The organism is Pseudomonas cremoricolorata (assembly GCF_000759535.1).
In the GTDB taxonomy this organism is placed as follows: domain Bacteria; phylum Pseudomonadota; class Gammaproteobacteria; order Pseudomonadales; family Pseudomonadaceae; genus Aquipseudomonas; species Aquipseudomonas cremoricolorata_A.
Map to the genome: position 1 here is coordinate 3,335,989 of NZ_CP009455.1, position 16,727 is coordinate 3,352,715.

Genomic DNA, 16,727 nt, shown 5'->3' on the forward strand with positions numbered 1-16,727 from the left:
TCAAAGGGCTGGCAGGTGCCAGCTATGATTTAGGTTCCAGTGGTTCTGGCAGCTCCACACCCAGCTTTACTGCAAAATTGATCACTGGACAGTCCGGATTCCGCGGCAACGCGGAAACTTCGAGCAGCCCATGAATTTCTTCCCAACATGTCTTCCCTTGCTGGCCGTCCTCAGCAGCATCGGGCTGCCGCATTCAGGACACAGGCGAGGGTGTTCCGTTTGTACGCAGCTTTCTGTTTGTACATTCGGTCCCGGCGGCTGCGTTGGCAGAATCTCCTGCCTTTGCAATTGACTTGGGGTTGGATATTTGGACGCTTGGGTCTTCGACTTTCTGTCGGTAATTTTAACCCAAAGCCAAAATGCGCAGCCTATTCCCAAGATGAAAGCGAGGCCTCCAAATCCACCTCCACCGCTACGGCCCCGACCACCTCGCCAGCCACCGCTTCGACCACCACCTCGCCCGCCTCCGCGTGCGAGTGCGGTACCGCTGGCTAAAGCGAGAACGCTGACCAGTATTGCCCTGCGAGAAAGGTCTTTTCGGTCCATCGAATACCCCTGTAGGTATAGATCAGTAGCCATCATCATGGAACACTCGGACTGAAGCAATCAGTGCGGATTTACCTAGGGCACACACTTGGGCTGGATGGCAGATTGATGAATATGGCCCAGTTGAAAGCAGAGGTTGGCGGGGCAAATGGGCCAAAATCAGTTCCGAAACAAACTGGCTGACCTTCGAAATACCTGGCCTACAGCCACTCGAAATGAGGAATGTTTCGGAACGGATTACGCTCACCAAGGCGCATCAGGCGGCAATTCAGCTATCGGATTGCAAATCCGTCTACGCCGGTTCGATTCCGACCTCGGCCTCCATATTCGAAAGCCCCGCAGATTCAGGTCTGCGGGGCTTTTCTTTGTGCGGGAAAAACCTGATCGTTTCCGCATTAAGCGGGATCGTTTCCGCATCAGCCCTATTTGGTAGGGCTAACGACCTCGCCGACACGACGGTAAACCGCCTTGGTGATCGCTTCCTTCGAATGCCCACGCGGACGTCCGTTCCTCACTCCATCGGTTCCGCAGCATGCTCCGGCCCATATGCTCCCAATGCTCGTTCACGCCCGTAGTCGCTTGATTTCATAAGCGTCCTTTTCATGGAAGTGGGCTCGACGCGATCAAAATAGCGTGTGATTGAAATCGTCCAGCGTGTAGACATACCTCTGTTCGATGCCGCTGGCTCTGGCCAATTGCGGTCAAGTACTCGAAAGCATCGAGGTCACTGTGATCTAATGAGACTTATTATCATAAACAGCGAAATGGAAGCTTCGCCATGCCCGCTACGCCCCCTATCGAGCAGCTTTACGTTGAGCACCACAGCTGGCTGCAAGGCTGGCTGCGCACCCGCCTGAATAACGCGACGGATGCCGCAGATCTTGCGCATGACACGTTCCTGCGCATCTTGCAGCGTCGTCAAGCGCCCGTCATGGTCGAGCCACGTGCGTACCTGCGCACTATCGCTCGCGGCCTGGTGATCGATCTTTGGCGGCATCGCGACATCGAACAAGCATGGCTGGAAACCGTGGCAGGGCTGCCTGAGGCACAGATGCCTTCACCGGAGGTCAGTGCTTTGGCCATCGAGGCGCTGATCAGCATCGACCGTATGCTCGATGCGCTCCCTGCACGCATGCGCACCATCTTCCTGATGGCTCAGCTCGATGGGCTGCCATGCCCGCGTATCGCCGAACGACTGGGCGTGTCGCTGTCGACCATCGAGCGCGATCTGGCCAAGGCACTGCGCCATTGCTACCAGCTAGCCTACGAGCCACAACCATGACCACTTCCGGGCTGCACAGTCTGCCCGATGAGACGCTCGAACAGGCCATCCAGTGGTCCATCCGGATGACCTACAATCGCCCCGACCCGGATACGTGCAAGGCTTTCGAGATGTGGCTGAGCAGTGACGAATCTCACCAGCTGGCCTGGACTCGTTTGCAAGGCTTGAGCAGTCGCTTCGATGACGTGCCCGCCGCAATGGGGCGCCAGGCGCTTGAAAAACTACCGCAGGCTCGGCTTCGACGCAGGCAGATGCTCAATTTGCTGGCACTGTGCGGTATATCCGCAACGGCAGTATGGACCGCGCGCGACGCCGCGCCTTGGCAGCGACTGCTTGCCGACTACAGTACCCGCGTTGGCGAGCATCGGCGTTGGACACTCAGCGACGGCAGCGTGCTGGAGCTCAACACCGACACCGCGGTACGCCTGCATTTCAGCGCCGATGCACGAGTGATTGAGCTGTTGCGGGGAGAGCTTTACCTGACCAGCGGCGCCGATAGCGCCAGCGCCCGTCACCGCCCCCTGCGAGTCATCAACCCTTTCGGTAGCTTCGAAGCGCTCGGCACCCGGTTCGGTGTGCGCCAGTACCCGCACAGCTGCAAGCTGGAAGTGAACGAGGGCGCCGTTCAGTTGCTATCCCTTGGCGGCAAGGGGGCCATTGCCCAAGCGGGCGAAACCTGGGCAATGCTGCACAACGGCGTGCAGCGCCTAGCCGCCAGAGCACAGGAACCAGCCTGGCGCGATGGACTGTTGATCGCACGTTCGATGCCGCTGGGGACTCTGGTCGGTGAGCTTGGCCGTTACCGTAACGGCTACCTGGGATGCGACCCGCGCATAACGCAACGTATAATCAGCGGTAATTTCAACCTCGATGATATGGATGCAACGCTGGCCTTCATCGCTCAGACCCACGATCTTCGCTTGCAGACGTTGACTCGATATTGGATGCGGTTCAGCGTTTGACACTGTCTGAAAAGACGGTTTTTACATCTACAGAAAATCATTTTGTGTGATGTGAAGGGATTTCCTTTCTCGCCCGGCATACCCCTCAGAACAACTCAATTGCCAGCGAGACTTTCACGTGCCCCAACTGTCCCCCATTCGCATCGCCATTCGCCATGCCGTACTTTGCGCCAGCCTCGGGTTCGGTGCCATTCCCTTGCTGGCTCAGGCGGCTGCAGCCGGCCAGGCCGATATGAGCCATGATCTGACAGTGCCAGCCGGATCTCTGGATACCGCGCTGAGCGCGCTCAGCCGTGTCACTGGCTTGAACATCACGTTCGCCCAAGGTGACATGGCTGGCAAGTACACGACGGGGCTGCAAGGCCGCTTCAGCAACGAGCAGGCGCTGCGACAGCTGCTGGCCGGCAGCGGCCTGCATGCCATAGCGCAGCACAATGGTGGATATCACCTGGTGCCGATCCCGAATACACCTGACAACGGCGCCGTGGCACTGGACCCGATAGATGTGGTGGGCGCTCAACTCGGCACCACCACTGAAGGCACAGGCTCTTACACCACCGGCACCACCAGCATCGGCGGCAAGACTCAGAAGACCCTGCGAGAGACGCCACAATCCGTCTCGGTCATGACCAAACAGCGCATGGAAGACCAGAATCTTACCAGCCTGACCCAAGTGCTGGACCAGACCACCGGCATCACCGTAGTCGGCGGAAACGATTCGAAAAACGAATTCTACTCGCGCGGTTTCGTCATTCGCAGTATCCAGACCGACAGCGGCGCGCCACTGTTCCGTAACGAGACCTACGACTCTCTGCCGGACATGACGGCTTATGACCATGTCGAAGTGTTGCGTGGTTCCGACGGCCTGTACGGCGGCACTGGCGATCCGGGCGGTAGCATCAACCTGGTGCGCAAGCGTGCACTGCCCTATAACCAGTTGAAGATCAGTCAATCCGCAGGCAGTTGGGACAACTACCGCACAGATGTGGACCTCACCGGTCCATTGGGCTTCGACGGCGCGCTACGTGGTCGCGTGGCCATGTCCTACGAGGACAAGAACTACTTCTACGATCGCGCCGACAGTGAAAAACACGTCATTTTCGCCACCCTTGAAGCCGACCTGACACCCGACACGCTGCTGGCTGTGGGTGGCAGCCATGAGTGGCGCGACATGGACGGCTACTGGGATCGCGGCCTGGTGCGCTACAAGGATGGACGGGACATCAGTACGTCGCGCACTAAATCGTTCGCCGCGGATTGGTCGTCGAACAACTACAAGCGTACCGAGTACTTCGCCAAGCTCGAACACGCCTTGGATGAAAACTGGAAGATCAACAGCAGCTACACCAAGACCAAGTTCGACTCCACCCAGGATATTGGCGAAGTGGCTTGGGCCGCTGACCCCGAGAATCCGCGCTCGCCCGATGGCTCGGTGTTCGGCCGCCTGATACGCGGCTACACCAACGAGCAGGACCTGTTCGATGTGAACCTCGCCGGCAATTTCCAAGCGTTTGGCCTGACCCACGAACTGCTGGTCGGCGCTGACTATTCCGAAGTAACGCGCTTCTACTCCGATCACAGCGATGCCACGGTGCCTTTCGATGTCATCAATGATGACGCAGGCGCCATTGCCAAGCCTGCCAGGCCGGACATCTACTACTTCAGCCCCGACTGGAACCAGCGTAAAAGCGGCGCCTACGCGACGTTCAAGGCCCAACTGGCCGAACCGCTGCATCTGACCCTTGGCGCCCGCTACTCAGACTACCGCGACTACGTACGAACCGTGGTGCCGCGTTTCAACATGGATACGCCGGTCAAGGAAAGCAACCGCGGCGAGGTCACACCCTTTGGCGCATTGGTGCTGGATGTCACGGACCAGTGGTCGCTGTACACCAGCTACGCCGAGATCTTCAATCCGCAGACCGCTTACAAATCTATCGACGCCCACCCACTGGACCCGATCGAGGGTGAGACCTATGAGTTCGGTACCAAGGGTGAGCTGTTCGCAGGTCTCCTGAACATCTCCTCGGCGCTCTACTACACCAAGCGCGAAAACGAAGCGGTGAGCGTTGGCGGTGGTTACTACGCAGCCACTGGCGAAGTGGTGAGCAAAGGTATCGACACCGAGATATCCGGTGAGCTGGCCCCTGGCTGGCAGGCCATCGTCGGCTATACCCTCAACATCAACAAGCAGCGCACCGCCGGTAACCCTAATAACACCGGCAAACCGATGAGTTCGCAGACGCCTAAGCATCTGTTCAAGTTCTTCACTACTTATCAACTGCCGGGTGAGTTCGAACGCTGGAAAGTTGGCCTTGGCGCGACTATCCAGAGCGACACCTACAAAAGCGGCACCGTCCAGCGACGCCTGAGTGATGGCAGCCTGAGCGAAGGCGAAGCGTATTCTTTTGAACAAGCCGGCTATGCCGTGTGGAATAGCATGGTCGAATACAAGATCGACGAGCACTGGACCGCACAGGTCAACGCCAATAATCTTTTCGACAAGACCTACTATCAGACAGTGGACGCCAGCGACGGCGGCAACTGGTACGGGGCTCCGCGCAATTACATGCTGACCTTACGTGCAACCTTCTGAGAAAGAATAAACTGGGTACGGCCAATGCGGTGGCAAACACCTGTTCGGGACCGGTCGGGCCGCAAGTACACCCTGTGCGGGATGCTGTCGTCCCTGGCGCGGTTCCCGATATGGAAGAGTCCATTCATCAAGCGAGTGCAGATTGTCCTGGCGGTTGCGAACGGCAACTATGGGTCGATAGCAGCCGTTCGCCTGCGCTAGCCCATATGGCCAATTGCTCGAATCGTTGAAGAAACGCTAGAATTGCTAATTATTCGCATTAGCAATCAAGGCTCGGCATCCCATGACCGCTTCTCCCGGCACCGCTGGCTCCGACCTGGAGAACCTCTACCGTGCTCATCACGGCTGGATCCGCCAATGGCTCCAGCGCAAACTGGGCAATGCCCATGATGCCGCGGAGCTGGCACAGGATGTGTTCGTCCGCTTACTGAGCAAGCCCAGGTCGTTCAATGATGCCGAGCATGCCAAGGCTTACCTGGGACGAGTGTCGCGCAATGCTTGCGTTGACTTCTGGCGTCGCCGGCGAATCGAACAGGCCTACATGGAAGTGTTGGCGGCTCAGCCTGAACAACTGCTGCCCTCGCTTGAGCACCAAGCCATCATCCTGGAAACCCTGGCCCAACTGCAGGCGATGATCGACCGTATGCCCAAGCGCGTTGCGCAGGCTTTTTGTCTGGCACAACTGCAAGGCATGAAACAACGGGAAATTGCCGTGCAGTTGAAAGTGAGCGAGCGCAGCGTGAACAACTACCTGGCCCAGGCGATGTATCAGTGCCTGCTGCTGGAAGTGGAACTGGACGCGTCGCTGTGATGAACACTACGCCGCTCGACCATGCGGTGCTGCAAGCCGCTGCGTCCTGGTTCGCACGCCTGCATGGCGCCGCAGACGACCCCGGCATCGTTGCGCAATGGAACGCGTGGCTGGCCGAGGATGCGCGGCATCGCCTGGCCTGGCGCTACGTTGAAGCCATTAACCAGCGCTTCGGCAACCTGCACGCCGACGCCGACCATGCACATCAGGTGCTCAGCGCGGCACACCGTGAACGCCACTCGCGCCGCAGCGTACTCGGCAGCCTGTGCATTGCCAGTACCGCAGGCCTGCTGGGTTGGGGAAGTTGGCGACAGGGTTGGATCGACTCGCCTCGGGCCTGGTTCGCCACCTACCGCACCGGCCTGGCCGAGGTGCGGCCGCTGACCCTTCGTGATGGCAGCCGAGTGTGGTTGAACGGCCAGACGGCACTGGATGTGCAGTTCGATGACGCTGTTCGTCGACTGCGCCTGTATCGCGGCGAAATCCTGATCGAGACCGGCGCCGATACTCGGCCGCTCGAGGTCGTGACCCGCGCAGGCCGCATGCAACCGTTTGGCACACGCTTCAGCGTGCGTGATCAGGGCTTGCGCACGACCCTGAGCGTGTTCGCCGGCGCGGTACAGGCCACCTGCGCAGAGAGTGGTCGAACACTGCGCGCGGAGGCTGGGCAGATGGTCGTGTTCGATGTGCAGCAAGGCACTGCGTCTGGTTCTGCAACCGCCCTGCGGCAGGACTGGAGTCGTGGCGTGCTGGTTGCAGAAGATATGCCGCTCGGCCAGGTGGTCGCGGTGTTGAAGGACTATCGCCATGGGCACTTGGGAATCGACCCCGGCCTTGACGACTTGCGCGTCGTGGGCACCTATCCGCTGCTCGACACTGACCGAGCGTTGGCCATGCTCGAGCGTGCATTGCCGATCCGGGTCGTGCGCACCCTGCCATGGTGGGTCTCGGTCGAAGCAGGCTGAAAATAATCTGAAATTCTTTTTCCGGTTTTGGATCGCTCGTTCGCTTGGTGGGTTGAAGCCACTTCATCGAACTTGCAAAGGATCCGCCCATGTTTGCTCGCGACTCCGTCTTCCTGCGCCGCCATCCACTTGCTCTGGCCGTTTTCCTGGCACTGACCAGCCATGGCGCGAGCGTCTCGGCCGATAGCGCTCAGGCAACTGCACAGCGCAAGACCATCGACATCCCCGCCGGCCCTCTGGCCCGACAGTTGAATCTGCTGGCCAGCCAAGCCGGCCTTCTGATCGGCGGCGATGCCACGCTCACTGCCAACCAGCACAGCCAACCTGTGCACGCCGCCAGCGTGGAACAGGCGCTGGCGCAGATGCTGGCTGGCAGCGGGGTGGAGGCGGTGCGCACGGGGACGCGTGAGTTTCAACTGGTGCGCCGAGTCGATGGTACGGCCCTGACCTTGGACAGCACCACCATCGACGGCCAGGGATTGGGGGAAGTGACGGAGGGCACCCATTCCTACGCGTCCGGCCGCTCTGCCACCGCCACCAAATTGCCGCTGTCACTGCGTGAAACGCCGCAGTCGGTAACCGTGGTCACCCGTCAGCGCATGGACGACCAGGCCATGAAGAACCTCGATGATGTGATGCAGAACGCCACCGGCATCACCATCGTCAAGAACGGCGGCGAGCGCTCTGTGTATCAGGCGCGTGGCCAGCTGGTGGACAATCTGCAGATCGATGGCGTGCCGACCAACATCAGCAGCGCCTACTCCATGGACGCCATTTCCAAGCCGAACACTGACATCTACGACCGCGTCGAGATCGTGCGCGGCGCAACGGGTCTGATGGAGGGCGCGGGTAATCCGTCGGCGTCGATCAACCTGATCCGCAAGCGCCCGACCGCCGAGCGCCAAGCCCTGATCGACATGTCGGCCGGCTCCTGGGACGACTATAAAACCATGGTCGACCTGTCCTCGCCGCTCAATGCAGACAATACGCTGCGCGGCCGTACGGTGATTTCATACAACACTGCCAACAGCTACCTGGACACCGCGCAAAAAGAGAACCAACTGTTGTACGGCATCCTCGAGGCCGACCTCAGCGAGTCGACCCTGGCTACCGTCGGCTTCAGCTACCAGAAGGAGCGTAACTCGGGTTACGACTGGTCGGGCCTGCCGACCCGGGAAAACGGCGCTTTTTACCCCCTGTCGCGCGCCACGTCACTGACCGGCGATTGGAACCACCTCGACAAGCGCAACACCACGGTATTCGCCGATATTCAGCACCGCTTCGCCAACGACTGGAAGGCGGTGGTGGCAGTGAACCAGATGTGGGCCAAATCGGACTTTCTGGGTAACTACACCTTCCCCGGGGGTGGCGCCGACCTGTTTACGCTGAACCCGCGCCTGTTTCGCTATGACGATACGCAGACCAGTCTCGATGGCTACCTGAGCGGCCCGTTCCAGTTGCTGGGCCGTCAGCACGACCTGATTGTCGGTGGCAATTGGCGCAAGGACGACTTCGACTACCACGGTGGCCGTGATGCAGGTTACCGCTACATCGTCGATGTGAACGACCTGGCCGGGTTCAATCCGCCTGCACCCACCGGCTTGAGCGTCAACCAGTGGCAGTACAACCGTACTCAGGAGCAGAAAGGCGTGTATGTGGCCAGTCGTTTCAGCCTGACCGACAACACCCATTTCATCGTGGGCAGCCGCCTGAGCTGGGTGAGCTACGATACGCTGAACGATACCGACGGCGTGCGCAGCCCCGAAGACCGCGACCATTACTCCAAAAGCGGTGAGATCACACCCTACGCAGGCCTGGTGCAGGACCTGGACGAGCACTGGTCCGCCTATGCCAGCTACACCGAGATCTTCAAGCCGCAGGGTGTGAGAGACGGCAATGGTGCCATGCTTAAGCCGATGACCGGTACCAACTACGAAGTCGGCCTCAAGGGCGAATTCCTCGACAAAAGACTACAGGCCTCGGCGGCGCTGTTCCAGGCAGACCAGACCGGGCGCGCCGAGTTGGTAACGGTAGATAGCTGCCCTGACGGTTGTTACCGGGCCTCGGACAAAGTTCGTAACAAGGGTATCGAGCTTGAGCTGACAGGCGAGATTCTGCCGGACTGGAACGTGTCTGCGGGCTACACCTACACCCAGTCGAAATACATCGGCGGCCAGCAGAAAGGTGATGACTTCAACGGTGCGTCACCCCGGCATCTGTTCAAAGTGGCCACAGACTATCGCCTGCCGGGGACGCTCGAACAGGTACGGGTCGGCGGTAGCTTTTACGCCCAGAGCAAGATGACACAGACCGAGGTGGGCGAGGACTACAATATTCAGCAAGATGCCTATCACTTGACCAACCTCCACGCGATCTACGAGATCAACCGCAACCTTGAGCTTCAGTACAATCTAGATAACGTGTTCGACAAGAAGTACTACCAGACGCTGGGCAATACCAATTACTGGAACTTCTACGGTGAACCACGCAATTTCAACATGACAGTGCGGGCCAGGTTCTGAGTGTGTCATGCCCGAGCAACGACGACCTACAAGCCTCGCAGGCAACTGCGGCTCGTACAGGTAGGGCGCGAACCTGCAGACGGGGGATGGTTCTGTAGAAGCGGGGACCGACTACAGACGCTTCGACAGTGATCGCGTCTGGCCAATAGTCGTCTTATGGGCAAGGCCGTAATGGGCTGCAAGCCGTCGCCCATGAGCCTGGAACTCTGTCAAAATCCTAAACTCTGATGGGCGAAGTAGTTCCAAACAACCCTAAAACACTCGGGGGCTTGAAGGCGTGGAAATGCTTTGTCGAGCCTCAATTCAATGCTCTAGAGAAAGGAATCGTGATGAAGTGTTCCGCCATGTTCTTGTGGGTTCCCGTTATAGCACTTGCAGTCACATTGCCGGCTGCGGCGGTAGAACCCACTCACCGTCTTCAGCGCGCCTCAGGTTTGTGGAAGGTAACACCGGCCACCTCGCCGTTTTCCTGGGAGATCTGCGTCGATCAGTCAAAGGACAGGCTAATCGATGACGACTTGTGGGCCGGCTTCGAGCAAGAATGCAAGATCGAATCGGAAAGCGGCAAAGGCGACGGCTACACGTTTACATCAACCTGCCCGGACGCGAAGATGTCAGGCTCGTTCCGCGGCGATCTTGCTAAATCCTATGTACTGACGGCCGATACTTCGTTTGACTTGAACGGGAAACTCGAAACGCAGCACTACGTCGTCAATGGTGTCTTTCAAGGCGCATGCCCTGCGGACATGGAACCGGGGGTCAAAAAAATGCGCGGCGGTATGAAGTTGAACAGCCTGTACTTAAACCGATAAGCGCTTAACGGTTGTGCATCGCATCAGCACAGTGTTTTCTCGGTAGCGTTCTTCGCGCATGAATACGTGCTAGGAACGCTAACGGGAGGCACGTTTTTCTAACGACTCTGACGTGCGCGTGTGGCGAAGTAGAACCCAATGCCTGCTTCGGGTCGGCAGCGGACAGTCAGGGCAGTGGTCGGCGACCGCCAACTCCGAATCAGCCCGCTAGTAGCACGCAGCCACCGCCTCAATCTCTACCAGCATCCCGTCCAGCGCAAGACGAGGCACTGGGATCAAGGTGCAGACCGGGTGTGCACCTTTCTGCCACACCTTATTCGCTTCGTTCACCCACTCGCCTAGATGGTGCTCGTCATGGTCAACGATCAGTAGGGTGATTTTGAAGACTTGCTGTAAGTTGCTCCCCTGTGCCCGCAGCGCGGTCTCAAAGTTCGACAGTGCCTGGCGGGCCTGTTCGCAGAAGTGTGCAGGTAGCTGTCCATCGGTGTATTCGCCCCCTTGACCAGCGATGAACAGCAGTTTCGTTGCTGCTGGCACCACTGCGACGTGGGAATAGCCGTTATTACTGGGGTCGTACAGCCCGGGCGGGTTGCTCAGTTCGAACACCGGGCGGGAATCTTCGGACATGATGCTGCTCCAGAGGAAAGAGCGGCTAGTCTGCGACCTCAAGTCAACTTGAGGTCAAGGGTGTAGGCATGCACCAAGGTAACCGGCTGTTGAGCCCCTCGCAGGTCGCCAAGGCAGCCGGTGTGGCGATTTCGACGCTGCATTTCTATGAGCGTGAGGGTTTGATTACGGCCGAGCGCAACGCAGGTAATCAGCGTCGTTATCGCAACGATGTGTTGCGCCGGGTGGCGGTGATCAAAATCGCGCAGCAGGTGGGGATTTCATTGAGGGATATAGCGCAGCGACTTGCGCAGTTGCCAACCGATCGGGCGCCGAACGCCAGGCAGTGGACGCAGTTATCCAGGCAATGGCGCAGCGAGCTGGACAGCCGTATCGACGCGTTGTTATTGCTGAGAGATAGTCTCAGTGGCTGCATCGATTGCGGTTGCCTGTCACTCAAGGAGTGTCCGCTGAGGCAGCCGCCCGGTGTGTAGGCCCAGGCATGTTCTGAAGTGAGCAGGCAGTCAGCAGCGTAGTGACTGCTTGCTCATGTTGCCGGGGGCGAGGCTGGGCTCAAAGATTAGGCTTCACACCTTTGGCTTTTTCATCGGCGATCTTCTTGGCTTCCGCATCCTTGGCTGCCTGCTGTTCTGCTTGCAGTTGATCGTACATCGAGGCCATGTCCGCGATGCTGACGGTGTACGACGCAGTCAGATCATCGGGAGCGAACCCGGTCTGCACGACAATGAGTTTGCTGCACTTGGCATTGAACGATGCTGGGGTAGTGATGGCTACCCCCGGCACACGGCTACGAAAATCGTACAGGTCCGCGCATGGGCCGCCACTGTTGATGCCGATGTAGAGTTTGCCTTTGCGGTCGTACTGCCAGACATACCGCTTGCCCATGCCGTTGTCCGCGCCAGAGAAGGGCCCGTATTTTTCCTTGAGTGCCGTCTCGAGTGTGTCGAGCGGCATGCGGCTGCCTTCCTTCAATGCTTGCGCGCGACCGATGAACCATACAGCCTTTGCATCGTTTTGCAGTGCCAGGAACTGGTCCACAGGGCCGCGGAAGTCCGTGAAGCCTGTGCCTTGGCTTTGTTCGTCGGTTACCGCGCTTACACCGGCTTCACTGCCGTCCTGCAACTTCAGGGGCGAGACCTTGTACTGGTCATTGATGTTGCTGATCGCCGCGGTGGCTTCGGCAAGAGTACTGCCCAACTTCACGCCTGAAACATCGTCTGCTGCCAAGGCTGGGATACAGACCAGCGCGGCGAGAAGTGCGGGAATAGGGGAGAGGTTGAAACGCATCGAATTGATCCTTGTGAATGAACTGCATAGCCCGAGGGTATGAGCATGGTTCCATGAGCCCCGCGCGGGCGGGCGACGCGGGAGAGTACCACGAATGGTCGGCAGCGTTGGCAACGGCCGAATCGCGCCGTTTCGAGGTGCGGGCAGCGGTTAAGTTCCACGCGTGCGGCGAGGGTGGGCGAAGCTGACACGGTTCACGAAGTTGGGACAGTGCTTGTGGAGGAGGGGCGATTCGAGGGAGGAATAAGCAAGAACGTTTAAATAACGGGGAAGGGTTAGTTAGTGTAAAAGTTATTGATGTGCCTGTTTGACTTCATGCCCTTTATAGCAAAAGCCCGCCGGGTTGGGGGCGGGCTTTAGAGAGCTGTCCATCGCAATAAAGGCGTGCGCGCAATACATTACGGTTTGCGCCTGAGTACGGTACACACCCACTTGTGGTCGACCCGGCAGGGTGCACGAAGGAAGATGATATCGGCGATGCGCTTGAGGCCCTGTTTCTTCAGTTTGGCGGCCAACTGTACGAGTGTATCGGCTTCGAATGTCATTACTACCACCTCATCAATAGAACTGCATACATAGTTCTTGACTGAGGCGTGTGGGCGGAGATTCAGTTTTTTTAAAATAATTTGCCGAACGGCGTAAATCGCTGATAAGACGGCAAAAAAAAGAAAACCCGCCGGGAGCGCGGCGGGTTAAACGATCAGAACGTACGAAGCAGTTTCAGAATGCCTAAGCAGATGTCAGCATTTCGTGAATATTCTGTCGCGTCGGCGTGATCGGTGTGGGGGGATTCTTTACGGACGAAAAAAGCCCGCTGCGGGAGCGGGCCATAAGCGCTTGAAGGGAGCGCGGTCACCTTAACTCAGCGAGCATTAGCCGAGGATTAACAGCCCTCAGGATTGACCTTGAAGGGAGTCAAGCCTTATACAGACGCAGCGCCGAATGGGAGTCCGCTATGCACGATGATGACGAGTTGCACGAACCCGAACACGATCACCTGCTCGATCGTGAGTTTTTCGATGAGCAGTCCGCTGCCGAGCCAGAGGCAAGCAGCTTTGACGATGAAGGTGACGATGTCGACGAATACGAGGACGATGCCGCAGGTTGGCTTGATCAGCCCGACGACTGAAGCGCAGATTCATCGCGGTCCTGACGGTCAAGTACTGAGCATGCAGGCATAAAAAAACGCCCACGAAGGGCGTTTTTCAGTGATTCAGATGGTACGAGTGGCGGGACTCGAACCCGCAAGGCTCACGCCGACAGATTTTAAGTCTGCTGTGTATACCAATTCCACCACACTCGCACACTTGAATGGGTCTTGGGACCAGCGCGCTTGCAAGGAAGTGCATTGCATTCAAGCGCGCTTTATAACCTGTTGTTATAGTCGCGTCAACCCGGAAGGGTCATTCGCCTATATCGCTTGCAGCCCGACGCAACGCCATGGCCGATAAGCGCAGTTCGCTGATGCTCCACGTGATCGCGCAAGTTTCCTGACTGCGGGTCGCGTGCTACCGATGGCGAGTATGCCCCTCCAGGTTCTGGCAGATGGCATCGAGTTGCACCGCAGTGGACATCAGCTCGTCGCGCAAGCCGCGCAGGCGATGGTTGGCGGTCATCATCATTCTTTGCTGAAGCACGGAAGTGCCATCGACGCTCTGCACAGGCAGCGCAATGCGAGCGATACGTCGCGAGATGCTTAGTGCTGGTCGTCGGATGTGTCAGGCGCCGGTTTTCCGGCCTGAATGCGATTGTAGATCTCTTCACGATGCACCTGAATATCTTTCGGGGCGTCGATGCCAATCCTTACCTGCATCCCTTTGACGCCCAGAATGGTGACCTTGATGTCGTCGTTGATGACGATGACTTCGCCAACCTTGCGGGTCAGTATCAGCATGTATTTCTCCTTGGTGGTGTCTAAAGCCAGCGGGCGATTGCCTCGAAATGAGGACCAGGCACTCTTCCTTCTAAGTAAGAGACGCCCCGATCGGAAGGGAATTCCACCGCAGAGACATTCTCTGGTGCATTGAACGCCTCGCTTGTCCGCACAGTCGTTCCAATCAACGTAGAAGACGTGTCGGGTGATTGCAGAATAGGGGCAATAGGCCGCTATGTGAAATTTCTCTGAATGATTGGGGATATTGGCCTTTTCAATCGACGACAACGGCCTGCTCCAACCCCTGCAGGAATTTCAGCAGGGCGACTTCCTCCATCTGCATGCCCTTGCGTTTGCGCGAACGCGGCATGGCTTCCAGATGACCCAGAATGAAGTGCTCGAGCACCGCGGGGTGGATATACGACTTGCGGCACACCGCAGGCGTATTGCCTAGACGCGAGGCGACTTGCTTGACGATATCGGCAACGTGGCGCTTGGCATGGGTTTCCGGCTGCCAGGCAAGCGGACGCAGTAGGCTCAGCGCCATGCTGCTGCCAGCCCAGGTGCGGTAATCCTTGGCCGTGAAATCGGCGCCGGTCAGCGCTTGCAGGTATTGGTTGACGTCGCTGGATCCGATTCGGTGACGTTCGCCGTCACTGTCCACGTACTGAAACAGTTCCTGGCCCGGCAATTCCTGACAGCGCTTGACCAGCCCGGCAAGGCGTCGATCGCGCAGGGTGATGCTGTGCTGCACGCCGCGTTTGCCGCGAAACTCGAAGCGTACGGTGCTGCCCTTGACCTTGGCGTGACGATTGCGCAGCGTGGTCAGCCCGTAGGATTGGTTGTCTTTGAGATAGCGCTGGTTACCGACGCGGATCAGCGTGTGATCGATCAGCGTCACCACCAGCGCCAGTACCTTGTTTCGGTCGAGCCCAGGCCGGGTGAGGTCGCGTTCAACCGCCTTGCGCAGCGCAGGCAACGCTTCAGCGAAGGCCAGCATGCGCCCGTACTTATGGGCGTCACGCAGCTCACGCCACTCGGGGTGGTAGCGATATTGCTTGCGTCCCCGCGCATCGAGGCCAGTGGCCTGCAAATGGCCTTTTGGATCAACGCAAATCCACACCTGCGTATAGGCAGGTGGAATCGCCAGCGCGGCGATGCGCTTTAAGGTGGGCTCGTCACTGATGCGATTGCCATCGGCATCGTGGTAAATGAAGCGGTCGCGCCAACGTTTGCGGGTCAGCCCGGTGTGGCTGTCATCGACGTAGTGCAGTGACGCAGGCAGGGGGCAGTCGAGCATGGCGGCGTCCAGTGGTGGGTTACACGGTGGACAGCACGCCGGTGCCGGATGCTCAGCCCAATATCGCCACCGACTTGATTTGCGCCCACAACGCCTGCCCGGGATGAATCTGCAACTGGTCGGCCGAATAGCGCGTGATGCGCGCCAGCAACGCGCTGCCCGCCGCTTCCAGGGCAACCAGCACGTGGGCGGGGTTTTCTGCCGGTCGGCACTCGCGCACCCGCACGGCGATGCGGTTGAGAATGCTCGATGCACTGTTGGCATCCAGGCTCAGGCTGACATCGCGCGCCTGCACCTTGACCCGCAGGCGCGAGCCGATCGCCTGAGGCGGATGGGCGATGCGCAGCAGCGGCGCGTCGGTTCCGGGCAGACGCAGATCGAGCAACTGATACGTCGCGTCATGGCCGCTTACGACCCCTTCCAGAACCACGCCTGCGTCCTCGCTCTGGCTGAGCGACAGATCGAGGCGCGCCAGCATGTCGGCGATAGGCCCGCTGGCCACGGCGCGACCCTGTTCGAGCAGCACCAGGTGATCGGCCAGGCGCGCCACTTCGTCCTGGCTGTGGCTGACATACACCAGTGGAATGTCCAGCTCGCGGTGCAGGCGTTCCAGGTAGGGCAGGATCTCGCGCTTGCGCGGTCCATCCAGTGCGGCCAGCGGCTCGTCCATCAACAGCAGACGCGGGCTGCTCAGCAAGGCACGGGCGATGCCTACCCGCTGCGCCTCGCCGCCGGAAAGAGTTGCCGGCTTGCGCGTCAGCAGGTGCCCGATACCGAGCAGTTCGCAGGCCTGGTCGAGACTCACCTTGCGCTGCTCGCGAGCGACCCGGCGCCAGCCGAACTCCAGGTTGTCCCGCACCGACAGGTGTGCAAACAGGCTGGCCTCCTGGAAGACGTAGCCAAGCGGGCGGCGGTGAGGGGGGATGAAAATGCGCTGGGCGTCGTCCTGCCAGACTTCGCCATTGACTTCGACGCGGCCATCACTGGCCCGCTCGAGCCCTGCCAGGCAGCGCAGGCAGGTGGTCTTGCCTGATCCAGAATGACCGAACAAGGCGCTGATACCGCGTCCCGGCAGTTGCAGGTCGACGTCCAGGGTAAAGGTGTCGCGGCGCAGTTGTAGGCGCGCATGGATGCTCTGGCTCAT

General features: G+C 59.1%; 16 protein-coding genes and 1 tRNA gene. 9 read left to right on the forward strand and 8 right to left on the reverse strand.

Features of this window, described 5'->3' with window-relative positions:
* Positions 1-81: 81 nt before the first annotated feature.
* Positions 82-585 (reverse strand): topoisomerase DNA-binding C4 zinc finger domain-containing protein, encoded by a 504-nt coding sequence (locus tag LK03_RS22900; RefSeq protein WP_081951611.1) that lies wholly within the window; start codon positions 583-585, stop codon positions 82-84.
* 739 nt (positions 586-1,324) lie between these two features.
* Between LK03_RS22900 and LK03_RS15270 the strand changes: the two genes are divergently transcribed.
* The 7 genes from LK03_RS15270 (at position 1,325) to LK03_RS15300 (ending at position 10,496) form a co-directional block, all read left to right on the forward strand.
* A complete protein-coding gene (locus LK03_RS15270; protein ID WP_028696072.1) occupies positions 1,325-1,828 on the forward strand; it encodes a sigma-70 family RNA polymerase sigma factor in 504 nt (167 codons plus the stop codon).
* Positions 1,825-2,790 (forward strand): FecR domain-containing protein, encoded by a 966-nt coding sequence (locus LK03_RS15275; protein ID WP_038413204.1) that lies wholly within the window; start codon positions 1,825-1,827, stop codon positions 2,788-2,790. Before LK03_RS15270 ends, LK03_RS15275 begins: the two co-directional genes overlap by 4 nt.
* Positions 2,791-2,908: 118 nt before the next feature.
* Positions 2,909-5,386, forward strand: coding sequence for a TonB-dependent siderophore receptor (locus tag LK03_RS15280; RefSeq protein WP_049870502.1), 2,478 nt, complete (start codon positions 2,909-2,911; stop codon positions 5,384-5,386).
* Positions 5,387-5,669: 283 nt separating this feature from the next.
* Positions 5,670-6,197: a sigma-70 family RNA polymerase sigma factor gene (locus LK03_RS15285; RefSeq protein ID WP_038413206.1), complete on the forward strand. Its 528-nt coding sequence runs from the start codon at positions 5,670-5,672 to the stop codon at positions 6,195-6,197.
* Complete coding sequence (locus LK03_RS15290; RefSeq protein ID WP_049870503.1) at positions 6,197-7,162, forward strand: FecR domain-containing protein; 966 nt, start codon at positions 6,197-6,199, stop codon at positions 7,160-7,162. The genes LK03_RS15285 and LK03_RS15290 overlap by 1 nt, the downstream gene beginning before the upstream one ends.
* Before the next feature lie 89 nt (positions 7,163-7,251).
* Positions 7,252-9,684, forward strand: coding sequence for a TonB-dependent siderophore receptor (locus tag LK03_RS15295; protein WP_038413208.1), 2,433 nt, complete (start codon positions 7,252-7,254; stop codon positions 9,682-9,684).
* Between the two features lie 329 nt (positions 9,685-10,013).
* On the forward strand, positions 10,014-10,496 hold the full coding sequence (locus LK03_RS15300) for a DUF3617 domain-containing protein (protein WP_038413210.1): 483 nt from the start codon (positions 10,014-10,016) through the stop codon (positions 10,494-10,496).
* A gap of 207 nt (positions 10,497-10,703) precedes the next feature.
* Here LK03_RS15300 and LK03_RS15305 read toward each other — a convergent pair whose 3' ends face one another.
* Positions 10,704-11,123 (reverse strand): RidA family protein, encoded by a 420-nt coding sequence (locus LK03_RS15305; protein ID WP_038413212.1) that lies wholly within the window; start codon positions 11,121-11,123, stop codon positions 10,704-10,706.
* Positions 11,124-11,191: 68 nt separating this feature from the next.
* Here LK03_RS15305 and soxR point away from each other — a divergent pair, with 68 nt between their 5' ends.
* On the forward strand, positions 11,192-11,596 hold the full coding sequence (soxR, locus tag LK03_RS15310) for a redox-sensitive transcriptional activator SoxR (RefSeq protein WP_049870504.1): 405 nt from the start codon (positions 11,192-11,194) through the stop codon (positions 11,594-11,596).
* Between the two features lie 79 nt (positions 11,597-11,675).
* On the opposite strand, the gene LK03_RS15315 is transcribed toward soxR, so the two are convergent.
* Together LK03_RS15315 and LK03_RS22340 are read right to left on the reverse strand one after the other, a co-directional pair.
* Positions 11,676-12,410: a hypothetical protein gene (locus LK03_RS15315; protein ID WP_038413213.1), complete on the reverse strand. Its 735-nt coding sequence runs from the start codon at positions 12,408-12,410 to the stop codon at positions 11,676-11,678.
* 398 nt (positions 12,411-12,808) lie between these two features.
* Positions 12,809-12,955, reverse strand: a complete 147-nt coding sequence (locus LK03_RS22340; RefSeq protein WP_167334502.1) for a hypothetical protein — start codon at positions 12,953-12,955, stop codon at positions 12,809-12,811.
* A 410-nt stretch (positions 12,956-13,365) separates the two neighbouring features.
* Here LK03_RS22340 and LK03_RS22345 point away from each other — a divergent pair, with 410 nt between their 5' ends.
* Positions 13,366-13,539 carry a hypothetical protein gene (locus LK03_RS22345; RefSeq protein ID WP_167334503.1) on the forward strand — a complete coding sequence of 58 codons (174 nt, stop codon included), beginning with the start codon at positions 13,366-13,368 and terminating at the stop codon, positions 13,537-13,539.
* A gap of 89 nt (positions 13,540-13,628) precedes the next feature.
* Here the strand turns inward: LK03_RS22345 and LK03_RS15320 are convergent.
* From LK03_RS15320 to modC, 4 genes are all read right to left on the reverse strand, one after another.
* Positions 13,629-13,713, reverse strand: a tRNA-Leu gene (locus LK03_RS15320).
* A gap of 393 nt (positions 13,714-14,106) precedes the next feature.
* Positions 14,107-14,304, reverse strand: a complete 198-nt coding sequence (gene csrA / locus LK03_RS15325; RefSeq protein ID WP_038413215.1) for a carbon storage regulator CsrA — start codon at positions 14,302-14,304, stop codon at positions 14,107-14,109.
* A 253-nt stretch (positions 14,305-14,557) separates the two neighbouring features.
* Positions 14,558-15,583, reverse strand: a complete 1,026-nt coding sequence (locus tag LK03_RS15330; RefSeq protein WP_038413217.1) for a DNA topoisomerase IB — start codon at positions 15,581-15,583, stop codon at positions 14,558-14,560.
* 52 nt (positions 15,584-15,635) lie between these two features.
* Entirely contained in the window at positions 15,636-16,727 is a 1,092-nt protein-coding gene (gene modC / locus LK03_RS15335) for a molybdenum ABC transporter ATP-binding protein (protein WP_038413219.1), read from the reverse strand.

Excerpts from the sequence above, each read along its gene's own strand:
- LK03_RS22900 (WP_081951611.1), bottom strand. The coding sequence starts at position 585 with ATGATGATGGCTACTGATCTATACCTACAGGGGTATTCGATGGACCGA.
- LK03_RS15270 (WP_028696072.1), top strand. The coding sequence starts at position 1,325 with ATGCCCGCTACGCCCCCTATCGAGCAGCTTTACGTTGAGCACCACAGC.
- LK03_RS15275 (WP_038413204.1), top strand. The coding sequence starts at position 1,825 with ATGACCACTTCCGGGCTGCACAGTCTGCCCGATGAGACGCTCGAACAG.
- LK03_RS15285 (WP_038413206.1), top strand. The coding sequence starts at position 5,670 with ATGACCGCTTCTCCCGGCACCGCTGGCTCCGACCTGGAGAACCTCTAC.
- LK03_RS15290 (WP_049870503.1), top strand. The coding sequence starts at position 6,197 with ATGAACACTACGCCGCTCGACCATGCGGTGCTGCAAGCCGCTGCGTCC.
- LK03_RS15295 (WP_038413208.1), top strand. The coding sequence starts at position 7,252 with ATGTTTGCTCGCGACTCCGTCTTCCTGCGCCGCCATCCACTTGCTCTG.
- LK03_RS15300 (WP_038413210.1), top strand. The coding sequence starts at position 10,014 with ATGAAGTGTTCCGCCATGTTCTTGTGGGTTCCCGTTATAGCACTTGCA.
- LK03_RS15305 (WP_038413212.1), bottom strand. The coding sequence starts at position 11,123 with ATGTCCGAAGATTCCCGCCCGGTGTTCGAACTGAGCAACCCGCCCGGG.
- soxR (WP_049870504.1), top strand. The coding sequence starts at position 11,192 with ATGCACCAAGGTAACCGGCTGTTGAGCCCCTCGCAGGTCGCCAAGGCA.
- LK03_RS15315 (WP_038413213.1), bottom strand. The coding sequence starts at position 12,410 with ATGCGTTTCAACCTCTCCCCTATTCCCGCACTTCTCGCCGCGCTGGTC.
- LK03_RS22340 (WP_167334502.1), bottom strand. The coding sequence starts at position 12,955 with ATGACATTCGAAGCCGATACACTCGTACAGTTGGCCGCCAAACTGAAG.
- LK03_RS22345 (WP_167334503.1), top strand. The coding sequence starts at position 13,366 with ATGCACGATGATGACGAGTTGCACGAACCCGAACACGATCACCTGCTC.
- csrA (WP_038413215.1), bottom strand. The coding sequence starts at position 14,304 with ATGCTGATACTGACCCGCAAGGTTGGCGAAGTCATCGTCATCAACGAC.
- LK03_RS15330 (WP_038413217.1), bottom strand. The coding sequence starts at position 15,583 with ATGCTCGACTGCCCCCTGCCTGCGTCACTGCACTACGTCGATGACAGC.
- modC (WP_038413219.1), bottom strand. The coding sequence starts at position 16,727 with ATGAGCCAGAGCATCCATGCGCGCCTACAACTGCGCCGCGACACCTTT.